The 14,278-nt window shown below is 73.3% G+C and carries 12 protein-coding genes; 8 read left to right on the top strand and 4 right to left on the bottom strand.

Features of this window, described 5'->3' with window-relative positions; all coding sequences use genetic code 11:
- Positions 1-54: 54 nt before the first annotated feature.
- The 4 genes from ACIQGQ_RS24540 to ACIQGQ_RS24525 all read left to right on the top strand — a co-directional run bounded on the left by ACIQGQ_RS24540 (position 55) and on the right by ACIQGQ_RS24525 (position 4,878).
- Positions 55-1,287, top strand: a complete 1,233-nt coding sequence (locus ACIQGQ_RS24540) for an arginine deiminase (protein WP_402398877.1) — start codon at positions 55-57, stop codon at positions 1,285-1,287.
- A 156-nt stretch (positions 1,288-1,443) separates the two neighbouring features.
- On the top strand, positions 1,444-2,457 hold the full coding sequence (argF, locus tag ACIQGQ_RS24535; protein ID WP_402398875.1) for an ornithine carbamoyltransferase: 1,014 nt from the start codon (positions 1,444-1,446) through the stop codon (positions 2,455-2,457).
- Between the two features lie 147 nt (positions 2,458-2,604).
- A complete protein-coding gene (locus tag ACIQGQ_RS24530; protein WP_402398873.1) occupies positions 2,605-4,020 on the top strand; it encodes an amino acid permease in 1,416 nt (471 codons plus the stop codon).
- Between the two features lie 90 nt (positions 4,021-4,110).
- The gene (locus tag ACIQGQ_RS24525) at positions 4,111-4,878 is read left to right on the top strand and encodes a hypothetical protein (protein ID WP_402398871.1); all 768 of its coding nucleotides are present in this window, start codon (positions 4,111-4,113) and stop codon (positions 4,876-4,878) included.
- Between the two features lie 121 nt (positions 4,879-4,999).
- Here ACIQGQ_RS24525 and ACIQGQ_RS24520 read toward each other — a convergent pair whose 3' ends face one another.
- Positions 5,000-5,446: an ATP-binding protein gene (locus ACIQGQ_RS24520; protein ID WP_402398870.1), complete on the bottom strand. Its 447-nt coding sequence runs from the start codon at positions 5,444-5,446 to the stop codon at positions 5,000-5,002.
- A gap of 244 nt (positions 5,447-5,690) precedes the next feature.
- On the opposite strand from ACIQGQ_RS24520, the gene ACIQGQ_RS24515 reads away from it, so the two are divergent.
- Both ACIQGQ_RS24515 and ACIQGQ_RS24510 read left to right on the top strand, forming a co-directional pair.
- Positions 5,691-6,518 carry an enoyl-CoA hydratase family protein gene (locus ACIQGQ_RS24515; RefSeq protein WP_402398868.1) on the top strand — a complete coding sequence of 276 codons (828 nt, stop codon included), beginning with the start codon at positions 5,691-5,693 and terminating at the stop codon, positions 6,516-6,518.
- 2 nt (positions 6,519-6,520) lie between these two features.
- Positions 6,521-8,809, top strand: a complete 2,289-nt coding sequence (locus tag ACIQGQ_RS24510; RefSeq protein ID WP_402399173.1) for a bifunctional salicylyl-CoA 5-hydroxylase/oxidoreductase — start codon at positions 6,521-6,523, stop codon at positions 8,807-8,809.
- 21 nt (positions 8,810-8,830) lie between these two features.
- Here ACIQGQ_RS24510 and ACIQGQ_RS24505 read toward each other — a convergent pair whose 3' ends face one another.
- Together ACIQGQ_RS24505 and ACIQGQ_RS24500 are read right to left on the bottom strand one after the other, a co-directional pair.
- Complete coding sequence (locus ACIQGQ_RS24505) at positions 8,831-9,652, bottom strand: GNAT family N-acetyltransferase (RefSeq protein WP_402398866.1); 822 nt, start codon at positions 9,650-9,652, stop codon at positions 8,831-8,833.
- A 42-nt stretch (positions 9,653-9,694) separates the two neighbouring features.
- Positions 9,695-11,296 carry an AMP-binding protein gene (locus ACIQGQ_RS24500; RefSeq protein WP_402398865.1) on the bottom strand — a complete coding sequence of 534 codons (1,602 nt, stop codon included), beginning with the start codon at positions 11,294-11,296 and terminating at the stop codon, positions 9,695-9,697.
- A 193-nt stretch (positions 11,297-11,489) separates the two neighbouring features.
- On the opposite strand from ACIQGQ_RS24500, the gene ACIQGQ_RS24495 reads away from it, so the two are divergent.
- Together ACIQGQ_RS24495 and ACIQGQ_RS24490 are read left to right on the top strand one after the other, a co-directional pair.
- Complete coding sequence (locus tag ACIQGQ_RS24495; protein ID WP_402398864.1) at positions 11,490-12,629, top strand: acyl-CoA dehydrogenase family protein; 1,140 nt, start codon at positions 11,490-11,492, stop codon at positions 12,627-12,629.
- Entirely contained in the window at positions 12,626-13,027 is a 402-nt protein-coding gene (locus ACIQGQ_RS24490; protein WP_402398862.1) for a RidA family protein, read from the top strand. The genes ACIQGQ_RS24495 and ACIQGQ_RS24490 overlap by 4 nt, the downstream gene beginning before the upstream one ends.
- Before the next feature lie 64 nt (positions 13,028-13,091).
- Here ACIQGQ_RS24490 and ACIQGQ_RS24485 read toward each other — a convergent pair whose 3' ends face one another.
- Complete coding sequence (locus ACIQGQ_RS24485) at positions 13,092-14,225, bottom strand: FAD-dependent monooxygenase (RefSeq protein ID WP_402398861.1); 1,134 nt, start codon at positions 14,223-14,225, stop codon at positions 13,092-13,094.
- Between the last annotated feature and the right edge of the window lie 53 nt (positions 14,226-14,278).

The raw sequence follows: 14,278 nt of genomic DNA, 5'->3' as shown, positions 1-14,278 counted from the left end.
GGCCGCCGGTGATTCGCGGGAGTGAACGGGGCCGTCCCCGGTGAGGATGGAGACATGGGATTCCACGTCGACTCCGAGGCCGGGCGGCTGCGCCGCGTCATCCTGCACCGCCCCGATCTGGAACTGAAGCGGCTCACCCCCAGCAACAAGGACGCGCTCCTCTTCGACGACGTGCTCTGGGTGCGCCGCGCCCGCCAGGAGCACGACGGCTTCGCGGACGTGCTGCGCGACCGGGGCGTGGAGGTGCACCTCTTCGGGGACCTGCTCCGCGAGTCGCTGGAGATCCCGGTGGCCAGACGGCTCGTCCTGGACCGGGTCTTCGAGGAGAAGGAGTACGGCCCGCTCGCCACCGAGCACCTGCGGGCCGCCTTCGAGGAGCTGCCCGGCGCGGAGCTGGCCGACGCGCTGGTCGGCGGCATGACCAAACGGGAGTTCCTGGCCGGGCACCGCGAGCCGACCTCCGTCCGCTTCCATGTGATGGACCTGGACGACTTCCTGCTGCACCCGCTGCCGAACCACCTCTTCACCCGGGACACCTCGGCCTGGATATACGACGGGGTCTCCATCAACGCGATGCGGTGGCCGGCCCGGCAGCGCGAGACCGTCCACTTCGAGGCGATCTACCGCCACCATCCGCTCTTCACCGGCCCCGAGGCGGGCCCCTTCCACCACTGGTCGGAGGGGCTGGACGACTACCCGTCCACCATCGAGGGCGGGGACGTCCTGGTCATCGGGCACGGCGCGGTCCTCATCGGGATGAGCGAACGCACCGCACCCCAGGCGGTGGAGATGCTGGCCCGGCGCCTCTTCGACGCCGGTTCGGCCCACACGATCGTGGCGCTCGACATGCCCAAGCGACGGGCGTTCATGCACCTCGACACGGTGATGACGATGATCGACGGCGACACCTTCACCCAGTACGCCGGGCTGGGCATGCTCCGCTCGTACACCATCGAGCCCGGTGACGGCCCCAGGGACCTGAAGGTCACCGACCATCCCCCCGAGCAGATGCACCGGGCGATCGCGCGCGCCCTGGGGCTGGACGCGATCCGGGTGCTCACCGCCACCCAGGACGTGCACGCCGCCGAACGCGAGCAGTGGGACGACGGCTGCAACGTGCTGGCCGTCGAGCCGGGCGTCGTCGTCGCGTACGAGCGCAACGCCACCACCAACACCTTCCTGCGCAAGGAGGGCATCGAGGTCATCGAGATCCCCGGCAGCGAACTGGGCCGGGGCCGGGGCGGCCCCCGCTGCATGAGCTGCCCGGTGGTGCGCGACGCGGTGTGACGGGGCCGCGGCACGGGCCGTGGAGGAGAGCGGAGCGTACGGAGGACCCGGGCGGGCGCGCGGGCGGCGGGACCATTCCGTATAGCGATGCATAGGGTCGTATACACTTCCAGGGATACCGTACGCGCGACCCTCGCCCGACCCAGGAGCCGAATCATGGCCATAGACCTTGCAGGCCGCCACTTCCTCAAGGAGCTGGACTTCACGGCCGAGGAGTTCCGCGGCCTGATCGAGCTGGCGGCCGAGCTCAAGGCGGCCAAGAAGTCGGGGACCGAGACCCAGCGGCTGCGCGGCAAGAACATCGCGCTGATCTTCGAGAAGACCTCCACCCGCACCCGCTGCGCCTTCGAGGTGGCCGCCGCCGACCAGGGAGCCGCCACGACCTATCTGGACCCCTCCGGCTCGCAGATGGGGCACAAGGAGTCGGTGAAGGACACCGCGCGCGTGCTCGGCCGGATGTTCGACGGCATCGAGTACCGGGGCGACAGCCAGGCGGCCGTCGAGGAGCTGGCCGCCCACGGCGGCGTGCCGGTCTTCAACGGGCTCACCGACGACTGGCACCCGACCCAGATGCTCGCCGACCTCCTCACCATCACCGAGCACAGCGACAAGCCCCTGGAGGGGATCTCCTTCGCCTACCTCGGCGACGCCCGCTTCAACATGGGCAACTCCTACCTGGTCACCGGCGCCCTGCTCGGCATGGACGTACGGATCGTCGCGCCGAAGGCGTACTGGCCGGCCGACCACGTCGTCGCCGAGGCCCACCGGCTCGCCGACGCCAGCGGCGCGACCGTCACCCTCACCGAGGACGTCACCGAGGGCGTCAAGGGCGCCGACTTCGTCGCCACCGACGTCTGGGTCTCCATGGGCGAGCCCAAGGAGGTCTGGGCGGAGCGCATCGCGGCGCTGGCGCCGTACGCCGTGACCATGGACGTGCTCCGCGCCACCGGCAACGCCGACGTCAAGTTCCTGCACTGCCTCCCGGCCTTCCACGACCTCGGGACCGCCGTCGGGCGCTCCATCGAGGCCGAGTACGGGATGGCGGAGCTGGAGGTCACCGACGAGGTCTTCGAGTCCGCCCACTCCCTCGTCTTCGACGAGGCGGAGAACCGGATGCACACCATCAAGGCCGTCCTGGTCGCGACGATGGCGTCCCCGGCGGCCGCCTGAGACCGCCCGCCGCGCACTGCATGATCATTCACTCTATTGGGTGAATATGCGGAGAAGTGGCTATTATGGTGCTCTTCGATGGGGTTCGGGCCCGCAGGCCCGAACCCCGTTCTCTTTCCGCGCACCACCAGAGAAGAGCCCGTCCCCGTGAGTCCGCTGCGCCCGTCCGGGCCGCGCATCAAGAGCCCCCACCAGCTGATCGCCGAATCCGGCGCGGACCTGGAGGGGCATGGCCTCAAGCGCACCATGGGCCTCTTCCAGCTGGTCTGCTTCGGCATCGGCGCCGTCGTCGGGACCGGGATCTTCGTCGGCCTCTCCGACAGCGTCGCCCAGGCGGGCCCCGCCGTCGTCCTCTCCTTCGTGCTCGCGGCGGTCACCTGCGTCTTCACCGCGTTCTCCTTCGCCGAGCTCGGCAGCGCCATCCCGGTCTCCGGCAGCTCCTACTCCTTCGCCTACGCCACCCTCGGCGAGCGCGTCGCGTTCCTCGTCGGCTGGTGCCTCCTGCTGGAGTACGGCGTCTCGGTCTCCGCGGTCGCCGTCGGCTGGAGCCAGTACGTCAACGAACTGCTGGACAGCCTGGTCGGGGTCCGGCTCCCCGAGGCGCTCTCGGCCGGGCCCGGCGACGGCGGGGTGGTCAACCTGCCCGCGGTGCTGGTGGTGATGATGGCCGCCACCCTGCTGGTGCGCGGCGTCCGGGAGAGCGCCGGGGCCACCGCCGCGATGGCGATCCTGAAGATCACCATCCTGGTCGCCTTCTGCGCCGTCGCCTTCACCGCCTTCGAGCACGACAACCTCACGCCGTTCTTCGCCGAGGGCGCGGGCGGGATCACCGCCGGGGCCTCGCTGGCCTTCTTCTCGTACATCGGCTTCGACGCCATCACCACCGCGGGCGAGGAGGTCCGCGACCCCCGGCGGAACATCCCGCTCGCGATCATGATCTGCATCGGCCTGGTCACCCTGCTCTACTGCGCGGTCGCGCTCGGCGCGATCGGCGCGCTGGGCCCCGAGGAGGTCGCCGACCGGCCCGCGGCGCTGTCGATCGTCGTCGACCGGGTCACCGGCTCCTCCGCCGGCGGCGGGATCGTCGCGTTCGGCGCGGTCGTCGCCATCGCCTCCGTCGTCCTCGCGGTGATGTACGGGCAGACCCGCATCCTGATGTCGATGTCCCGGGACGGGCTGATCCCCCGGATCTTCGAACGGGTCTCGCCGCGCACCGCGACCCCGGTCGCCAACACCTGGATCGTGGCCGTGGTCTTCGCGGTCCCGGCGGCCTTCTCCTCCCTCGGCATGGTGGTGAACCTGACCACCATCGGCGCGCTGGCCACCATGGTCGCGGTGAACGCGGCGGTGATCGTGCTCCGCCGCCGCAACCCGGACGTCCGGGGCCCCTTCCGGGCGCCCCTCCACCCGCTGGGCCCCCTCCTGGGCATCGTCTTCTGCCTCTACCTGATGTACGGGACCGGCTGGGCGACCTGGCTCCAGTTCGGGGTCTTCCTCCTCGTCGGCTCGGCGGTGTACGCCTGCTACGGCCGCTCCCGCTCCCGGCTGGCCGAGAAGGCGTAACCGAGACGCGATCCCCGGTCGGGGCGTGCCCCGTCGGCCGTCGTTGCGGCAGCCGTCCGGCCCGGCCCGTGCCCCGGATAGGGTCACCGCATGACGCAGACGCCTCCGCCCCTGGGCCGGGCGGTACCGGACGCCGTCGGGCCGGTCCCCGGGGTGGAGTGGGCCGACCTCGTGGCGACGGATCCGGTCCGGGCCCTGGAGTCGTTCGTCCTCGGCTGGTTCCCCGCCGAGGAGACGGAGCCGGCCGAGGAGACGGAGCCGGCCGGGGGCCGGGGTGCGGCGGGCGAGCCGGGCGGCCTGCCGGAGGCGTTGGCCGCCTTCCACCGCCTGGCCCGTCTCCGCCCGGCGCTCCACCGCTTCCACGACCCGGTACTGAGGCGGCCCGAGCGCACCTCCGGACCGCTCGGCGACCGCCTGGTGTTCGCCGTGTGGAACGGGGCCTCCATGGACTGGTCCATCCCGTGGCCACCCGGGGGACCGGACGGAGCGGATCCTCGCGTATGGCACACCGAGGACCCCCGCGGCACGGCCCCGGAGACCATCCTCGAAGAGGAGCCGCTGAGCCGTTTCCTTCTGCAGTTCACCCTCTTCGAGGCCCAGAGCGCCGCCCCGTACCAGGCGCGGACCTACTGCATGCCGACCAAGCGCCTCGACGCGCTGTGGAACATGCTGCGCCCCGTCCCGCTGGGTCCGTTCCTGCCGGCCTACGAGGCGGAGAGGTTCTTCGTGGCCCCGGGACTGCTCGCGACGGTCGGCGGCGACGAGAGCGAGTCGGTCGTGAGCTTCGGCGCGCTCCATCGCGGGACCCTGACGCCGCTGCGCGAACACGGATTCCGGTGGTTCCACTTCGACGGGTGAGGCGAGGGGGCGGGCGCGTGCCGAGGCGTGGGCGCCCTGCGGGGTCCCCCCTCGCGACAGGGCCCGGGGCGGTCGGTCCCGTACCCGGCCGGTATGGACCCCGCGACGTCGCGGGCGTGTGTCAGACGCCCCCCTGAGGCGCGCGCGGCGGGAGCGTGAACCAGACCGCCTTGCCGTGCTCCGTGGGGCGGTGGCCGCAGGAGGAGCTGAGTGCCCGGATCAGCAGCAGCCCCCGGCCGTGCTCCTGCCAGGGGTCCGGCTCGCCGCCGGGGTGCGGGAAGTCGAGGCCGCCCGGCGGGGCGGGGGAGCGGTCGTGCACCTCGACCTGGCAGCCGGTGGGCAGGAGCTCCACCACCAGCTCGATCGGCTCACCGCTCCGGGTGTGCTCGACCGCGTTGGCCACCAGCTCCGCGGTGAGGAGCTCGGCCGTGTCGGTGTCGGCCGGCGCGTCGATGTCCGCGAGCGCGGTACGGATCAGGGCACGGGCGATCGGGACGGCCGCCGTCGAGTGCGGCAGCGTGATCCGCCAGGAGGCGGGGGGAAGGGCGTCGGAGGCGTCGGGGAGCACGGCATGGTTTCCGTTCCTGGACCGGGTCCCAGGGGGTGCGGGGCCTGTGTGGAGTTCGGTACTTCCTGTTTTCAACCTTACGAACCGCAACGAGAGAGACAAGGGACTGCCGACCGGTATGAAAGGGACGTTGGACACTCTTTTTTCCCCGCGCAGCCCTATCGCGCACTCATGACGGGAGTCACGTACGGGTGATAAATTCGGCTCCAGGCAGCAGCCCGACGGCCGAAGGGGAGCCCCCTCGATGAGCCCGTTTCCCAGCTCCGCGCCGCGCACGGACAACTGGCGCCATCTCCGGCTGACCAGGGAGGACGGGGTCGCGACCGTCACCCTCGCCAGACCCGAGAAGCTCAACGCGCTCACCTTCGGCGCCTACGCCGACCTGCGCGACCTGCTCGCCGAACTGTCCCGCGAACGCGCCGTGCGCGCCCTGGTGCTCGCGGGGGAGGGCCGCGGGTTCTGCTCCGGCGGCGACGTCGACGAGATCATCGGCGCCACCCTCGCCATGGACACCGCCCAGCTGCTGGACTTCAACCGGATGACCGGCCAGGTCGTACGGGCCCTCAGGGAAGCGCCCTTCCCGGTCGTCGCCGCCGTGCACGGGGTGGCCGCCGGCGCGGGAGCGGTGCTCGCGCTGGCCGCCGACTTCCGGGTCGCCGACCCCACCGCCCGCTTCGCCTTCCTCTTCACCAGGGTCGGCCTCTCCGGCGGCGACATGGGCGCCGCCTATCTGCTGCCCAGGGTCGTCGGCCTCGGCCACGCCACCCGGCTGCTGATGCTCGGCGAGCCCGTCCGCGCCCCCGAGGCCGAGCGGATCGGGCTGATCAGCGAGCTGGTCGACGAGGGGAGCGCCGACGAGCACGCCGCCGCGCTCGCCCGCCGCCTGGCCGACGGACCGGCCCTCGCCCTCGCCCAGACCAAGGCCCTCCTCACCGCCGAGCTCGACCTCCCGCTCGCCGCCGCCGTCGAGCTGGACGCCGCCACCCAGGCCCTGCTGATGCACGGCGAGGACTACGCCGAGTTCCACGCCGCCTTCACCGAGAAGCGGCCCCCCAAGTGGCAGGGCCGCTAGCGATGCCCGCCCGGCCCTCCGTACGGCGCGTCGCGGTCATCGGCGGCGGACCCGGCGGGCTCTACGCCGCCGCCCTGCTCAAACGGCTCGACCCGGACCGCGAGATCACCGTCTGGGAACGCAACGCCCCCGAGGAGACCTTCGGCTTCGGCGTCGTCCTCTCCGACGAGACCCTCGGCGGCATCGAGCACGTCGACCCCGTCGTCTACCGGGCCCTCGGCGAGGAGTTCGTCCGGTGGGACGACATCGACATCGTCCACCGGGGCGTCACCCACACCTCCGGCGGCCACGGCTTCGCCGCGCTCGGCCGGCGCCGGCTGCTGGGCGTCCTGCGGGAGCGCTGCGCCTCGCTCGGCGTCCGCCTCCGCTTCTCCACCGGGGCGCCGCCCGCCGCCGAGCTGGCCGCCGGCCACGATCTGGTGATCGCCGCCGACGGGGTGCACAGCCGGACCCGTACCGCCCACGCCGAAGCCTTCGGCCCCCGGATCACCGGCCACCGCTGCCGCTACATCTGGCTCGCCGCCGACTTCGCCCTCGACGCCTTCCGCTTCGAGATCGCCGAGACCCCGTACGGGGTGATGCAGCTGCACGCCTACCCCTTCGCCGCCGACGCCTCCACCGTCATCGTCGAGATGCGCGAGGAGGTCTGGCGGGCCGCCGGATTCGACAGCCGCGCGGTCGAGCACTCCACGCTGAGCTGCGCCGAGATCTTCCACCGGGCACTCGGCGGCCGGAAACTGCGCTCCAACAACTCCGCCTGGCTCACCTTCCGCACCGTCGTCAACGACCACTGGTCCCACGGCAACACCGTCCTCATCGGCGACGCCGCCCACACCGCGCACTTCTCCATCGGCTCCGGCACCAAGCTCGCCGTCGAGGACGCCCTCGCGCTGGCCGCCTGCGTCGAGGAACACCCCGACCTGCCGAGCGCGCTGACCGCCTACGAGGCCGAGCGCCGGCCGGTCGTCGAATCCACCCAGCGGGCCGCCGCCGCCAGCCTGCGCTGGTTCGAGGAGCTGGGCACCTACGTCGACCAGCCGCCCCGCCAGTTCGCCTTCAACCTCCTCACCCGCAGCCGCCGCGTCACCCACGACAACCTGCGGCTGCGCGACCCCGCCTTCACCGCCGCCGTAGAGGAGGAGTTCGGCTGCCCCCCGGGCGTCCCGCCGATGTTCACCCCGCTGCGGCTGCGCGGCCTCGAACTCCGCAACCGCGTCGTCGTCTCCCCCATGGACATGTACCGGGCCGAGGACGGCGTCCCCGGCGACTTCCACCTCGTCCACCTGGGCGCCCGCGCGCTCGGCGGCGCCGGGCTCGTCATGACGGAGATGGTGTGCGTCAGCGCCGAGGGCCGCATCACCCCCGGCTGCACCGGCCTCTACACCGATGAGCAGGCCGCCGCCTGGACCCGGATCACGGACTTCGTCCACGCCGACGCCCCCGGCACCGCCATCGGCGTCCAGCTCGGCCACTCCGGGCGCAAGGGCTCCACCCGGCTCATGTGGGAGGGCATCGACCAGCCCCTCCCGGACGGCAACTGGCCGCTCGTCGCCGCCTCCCCGATCCCGTACGCCGCCGGGGTCAACCAGGTCCCGCACGCCCTGGACCGGGCGGGGCTCGACACCGTGCGCGAGCAGTTCGTCGCCGCGGCCCGCCGTGCCGGCGCGTGCGGCTTCGACCTGCTCGAACTCCACTGCGCCCACGGCTATCTGCTCTCCGGCTTCCTCTCGCCGCTCACCAACCACCGCACCGACGCCTACGGCGGCTCCCTGCCGGACCGGCTCCGCTTCCCCCTCGAAGTCTTCGACGCGGTCCGCGCCGTATGGCCCGACGACCGCCCCATGACCGTCCGGATCTCCGCCACCGACTGGGTCGGTGGCGGCACCACCGCCGACGACGCCGTGGAGATCTCCCGTGCCTTCGTCGCCCACGGGGCCGACGCCATCGACGTCTCCACCGGCCAGGTGGTGCCCGAGGAGCGCCCCGAGTTCGGCCGCTCCTACCAGACGCCGTACGCCGACCGGATACGGAACACCCTGTGCGTGCCCGTCGTCGCGGTCGGCGCGATCTCCTCCTGGGACGACGTCAACTCCCTGCTGCTCGCGGGCCGGGCCGACCTCTGCGCCCTGGCCCGCCCGCACCTCTACGACCCGCAGTGGACGCTGCACGCGGCGGCCGAGCAGGGCTACACCGGACCGGGCGCGCCCTGGCCGGCCCCGTACCGGGCGGGCAGCCGCACCCCGCCGACCGGCCGCACCGACGCCCCGAAACCCCGGCTCACCCTCGACTGACCGGCTCCGGCCCCGCCCCGCTCAGGGCTCCGCCACGCCGATCAGCAGCCGGTCCGCGACCGGGCGGTACCCGATCCGGCGGTACACCCCGTTGCTGGTGGGGTTCGTGAGGTCGGTGAAGAGCAGCACCTCCCGCGCCCCCGCCGCCACGGCCGCCCCGCTCACCTCCGCGGTCACCGCCGCCGCGTACCCCAGCCCGCGGTGCTCCGGCGGGGTGTAGACCGAAGACACCCGGACGGTGCCCGCGAGCAGCGGGGAGACCCCGGCCATCGACACCGGGACCCCGTCGTCCTCCCAGACCGTCAGCGCGCCCGAGGCCGTCCGCTCGTCCACCAGCCGCTCGGCGTGGTCGATCGCCGTACCGGCCTCCTGGGCGAAGGCGAAGTGCCAGCCCACCAGCAGCTCCCGGTCGGCCGGTGCGGCCTTCCGGGCCCGGCCGGTCGGGGCGGGGGAGGGCTCCACCAGCGTGCCCAGCCGGTAGAGCCGCTGCTCCTCCTCGATCCGGTGGCCGGGCCAGGAGGCGGCGAGCGCCTCGGCCGTCGCCCGGTCCGCGCTGAGCCGGGTCAGCGGGAGCGCGGCGGCCAGCGGGGCCACCGCCTCCGGGGCGACGGCCCCCAGCACGGGCGGATGCGGCGGCGTCCCGACCAGCGTCCCCGCCACCTCGCCGTCCGCCCCGCGCCACCAGCCCAGCAGCGGGACACCGGCCCCGTAGGCGTGCGGGCCGTGCCGGCGCAGGGTGTCGGTGATGGTCAGGATCAGGGTGTTCTCGACGGGCCGGGCGGCCAGCGAGGAGCCGGCCGCGTCGAGGAAGGCGCCGACGTCGGCGGTGAAGGTCCAGGTCATGCCTCATCCTGCCGCGCCCCCGGCGAGCCCTCCACCCGGATGTCAGCCCTCCCGCAGCCGGAAGCGCTGGAGCTTGCCGGTGGCGGTACGGGGGAGCGCGTCCCGGAACTCGACCACGCGCGGGCACTTGTACGGCGCCAGCACCTCCTTCAGGTACGCGCGCAGCTCGTCGGCGGTCACCGCCGCGCCCCCGCGCACCACCACGTACGCCGCCACGATCTGGCCGCGCAGCCCGTCCGGCCGGCCCACCACCGCCGCCTCCGCCACCGCCGGATGGTGCAGCAGGGCCTCCTCGACCTCCGGGCCCGCGATGTTGTACCCGGAGGAGATGATCATGTCGTCGGCGCGGGCCACGTAGCGGAAGTAGCCGTCCGGGTCGCGTACATACGTGTCACCGGTCAGGTTCCAGCCGTTCGCGACGTACTCCCGCTGGCGCGGGTCGGCGAGGTAGCGGCAGCCGACCGGGCCGCGCACGGCGAGGAGCCCCGGCTCCCCGTCCGGCAGCGGGCGGCCCTCCCGGTCCTGCACCCTGGCCTGCCAGCCGGGCACCGGAAGGCCGGTGGTGCCGGGGCGGATCGCGTCGTCGGCCGCCGAGATGAAGATGTGCAGCAGCTCGGTGGCGCCGATGCCGTTGATGATCCGCAGCCCCGTCCGCCCGTACCAGGCCCGCCAGGTGGCCTCGGGGAGGTTCTCGCCGGCCGAGACGCACCGGCGCAGCGCGCTCAGGTCGTGGCCGTCGAGCCGGTCGAGCATCACCCGGTAGGCGGTCGGCGCGGTGAACAGCACCGAGACCCGGTGCGCGGCGAGCGCGGGCAGCAGCTGGGCGGGACCGGCCTGTTCGAGCAGGAGCGCGCTGGCACCGGCCCGCAGCGGGAAGACCAGCAGGCCGCCCAGCCCGAAGGTGAAGCCGAGCGGCGGACTGCCCGCGAACACGTCGTCGGGGGTGGGGCGCAGCACCTGGGCCGAGAAGGTGTCGGCGATGGCCAGCAGGTCCCGGTGGAAGTGCACGCAGCCCTTGGGCCGTCCGGTGGTGCCCGAGGTGAAGGCGATCAGCGCGACGTCGTCGGCCGCGGTGTCCACCGCCCGGTACGGGCCCGGGTGGGCCTCGGCCAGCCGCAGCAGGTCGTCCGGGGCGCCGCCCCCGTACACCGTGGTCCGCAGCCCGGGGACCTGGGCCCTCAGCAGGTCGTCGACCGAGCGGGCGTCGCAGAGCGCGTGGCCGATCCGGGCCAGTGAGCAGATGGTGGACAGTTCGCCGGGCCGCTGCCGGTCCAGCACCGTGACGGCGATGGCACCGGCCTTCAGCACCGCGAGCCAGCAGGCGGCCAGCCGGGGGCCGGTGGGGCCGCGCAGCAGGACGCGGTTGCCGGGCACGACGCCCAGGTCGGCGGTGAGGACATGGGCGATCCGGTCGACCCGCTCGCGCAGCTCCCGGTAGCTCCAGACCGCGCCGTCCCCGGCGCGGAGGGCCGGGCGGTCCGGGCCGAACCGTTCCGCCGTCCGGTCCAGCAGCTCCACGGCGCAGTTGAGGCGGTCCGGGTAGCGCAGGGCGGGCAGGTCGAAGAGGAGATCCGGCCACTCGTCCCGGGGCGGCAGATGCTCCCTGGCGAAGGTGTCGAGGTGCGCTGAGGTCTTCGGGTCCATGACGGATCGCCCCCTTGTCGCCTCTGGAGCGTATCGTTCGGATGACGGTAGTCAACGGTCCGCGATAGGGCGAGTGGACTGGAAATCGTACGACTGGGCAGACGAGCACGGAACGGACGGGACGACAGGCCGGAGCGCGGATGCGAAGAACGGGTACGGGAAACCGACAGAACAGAACAAGAGGGGTGCTGGTATGACGGCATTCTCGCTCGAACCGGCGCAGACCGCCTGGTGCGAGGAGCTGAGAAGCCTGGCGGAGCGGCACCTGCGCCCGCTCGCCGAACAGGGAACCCCTGGACATGTCAACCGCCCGCTGATCGCCGCGCTCGGCGAGGCGGGCCTCCTCGACCGGATGCTGGACTCCGGGGCCCTCGATCTCTGCCTGCTCCGCGAGTCCCTGGCCCGCGGCTGCACGGAGGCCGAGACGACGCTGGCCCTCCAGGGCCTCGGCACCCACCCGCTGGTCCGCTCCGGCACCCCCGCCCACCGCGCCCGCTGGCTCCCCGAGGTGCGGGCGGGCCGAGCCGTCGCCGCCTTCGCGCTCAGCGAGCCGGGCGCGGGCTCGGACGCGGCGGCCCTCGCCCTGACGGCCGCCCCCGAGGCCGGGTCCGACGGCCGGGGATGGCGGCTGACCGGCGAGAAGTGCTGGATCTCCAACGCGCCGGAGGCCGATTTCTACACCGTCTTCGCGCGCACCGCCCCCGGCACGGGCTCCCGGGGCATCACCGCCTTCCTGGTCCCCGCCGACCGCCCGGGGCTGACCGGCACCGCCCTCGACATGCTCTCGCCGCACCCCATCGGGGCCCTGGAGTTCGACGGCGTCCCGGTCACCGCGGACGATGTGCTCGGCGTGCCGGACCGGGGCTTCCGGGTGGCCATGGAGACCCTCAACCTCTTCCGCCCCAGCGTCGGCGCCTTCGCCGTGGGCATGGCCCGCGCCGCGCTCGACGCCGCGGTGGAGCACACCGCCGCCCGTACCGCGTTCGGCGGGGTCCTCAAGGACCTCCAGGCCGTCTCCCACCAGGTCGCCGAGATGGCCACCCGGACCGAGGCGGCCCGGCTCCTGGTCTACGCGGCGGCCGCCGCGTACGACGCGGGGGAGCCCGGAGTGCCGGGCCGGGCGGCCATGGCCAAGCTGTACGCGACCGAGACCGCCCAGTACGTCGTCGACACCGCCGTCCAACTGCACGGCGCCCGCGCCCTGCGCCGCGGCCACCTCCTGGAGCACCTCTACCGGGAGGTCCGCGCGCCACGGATCTACGAGGGCGCCAGCGAGGTCCAGCGCACCATCATCGCCAAAGAGCTGTACGCGAGCCGGGAGGCTTCCGCATGAGTCCGGTACACCGGATCAACCCCGTCGACCTCGCCCCGCCCACGGGGTTCTCGCACGCCGTCACCGTCACCGGGAGCCAACTGGTCTTCCTGGCCGGGCAGACCGCCCTCGACGAGCGCGGAAAGATCGTGGGCGACTGCCTCACCGACCAGTTCGCCACGGCGCTCGCCAACCTGCTGACCGCGCTCCGCGCGGCGGGCGGCGCCCCGACCGACCTCGCCCGCGTCACGGTGTACGCCACCGACGTCGCCGACTACCGCAAGCACGCCGTCGAACTGGGCCGCACCTGGCGGCAGTTGGCCGGTCGCGACTATCCGGCGATGGCGGTCGTCGGGATCAGCCGGCTCTGGGACGAGCAGGCCCTGGTGGAGATCGACGGGGTGGCCGTACTGCCGTGAAACGCGCCGTGCGGGCCGGGGAGCATCCTCCCGGGCCCGCACGGTCCGCCGGTGCCGCGACCGGTCAGTACGGCTTGACCAGCGCATGGGCGGCGCCCGGGACGCCGACCTTCAGCAGCTCGTCCTCCTCCGGGGTCGTCGCGCTGCCGGTCTCCTGCTTCAGCACCGCACGGGACAGGGCCTGCACCCACATCGCCCGGGGGCGGCGGCGGTCCTCCCACGCGTCGAGCGCCGCGTCCACACCGTCCTCGGCGTCCAGCGACTCGGCCAGCACCAGCGCGTCCTCCACGGCCATCGCCGCTCCCTGCGCGAGATGCGGGGTCGAGGCGTGCGCGGCGTCACCGGCGAGGACGACCCGCCCGACGTGCCACGGCTCCTCGACGGTCACCTGGGAGATCCGCGAGTACACCACCGAGGCCGGGTCGGTGACGGTGGCCAGCGCCTCGGCGACCGGGCCGGAGAACATCGGCAGCCGCTCCGCGAGCTGCTCGTGCGCCCGCTCCGGATCCGGCCGGAAATCCTCGGCCTCGGCGAACACCGCGCCCAGGTACATCAGTTCCTCGGTGATCGGGGTGAGGAGCGCCTTGGCGGCCTGGCCCGCGGTGCCCATCACCACACCGCGCACCTGCGGCTGACGGGGCACCGTCACCCGCCAGTTGGCGAAGCCGGTGTACTCGGGGGTGTACCGGTCGCCGTAGAGCCGGGTGCGCAGCGGGGAGCCGATCCCGTCGAAGCCGGCCACCAGGTCCCAGCGGCCGGTGGAGCCGTCGGACAGGGTGACGTCCACGCCCGAGCCGTCGTCGGCGAGCCCGGTGATCGTGGTGCCGAAGCGGATCTTCGCGCCCGCGGCGGTGGCGGCGGAGTTCAGCACCCGGGCGAGGGCGGGGCGCGGGATGCCGTTGTTGGAGGGGGCGTCGCCCATCCGGGGCTGGGGTATCTCGGCGAGGGTGTTGCCCGCCGGGTCGGCGATGGTCAGCACCTCCCACTCGAACCCCGCTTCCAGGCAGTCGTCGAGGACCCCGATCTCCCGCATCACATGCAGGGCGTTGGACGGCTGGATGATGCCGACGCCGAGCGCGTCCACCTCGTCACGGAGCTCGGCGACCTCGACGGTGTGACCGCGCCGGGCCAGTGCGGTGGCGAGGGTGAGCCCGCCGATGCCGCCGCCGTGAATCAGGACACGCAGGGGTGTTGCCATCTCAGAAGTCTCCAGAACGGGAAAGGGTGCGAAAGGGGCGGGGCGGCCGGCGG

This window comes from Streptomyces sp. NPDC092952 (assembly GCF_044754785.1).
In the GTDB taxonomy this organism is placed as follows: Bacteria; Actinomycetota; Actinomycetes; order Streptomycetales; family Streptomycetaceae; genus Streptomyces.
The sequence above is the reverse complement of the archived record's forward strand: the minus strand, read 5'-3'. Positions and strand labels throughout refer to the sequence as shown.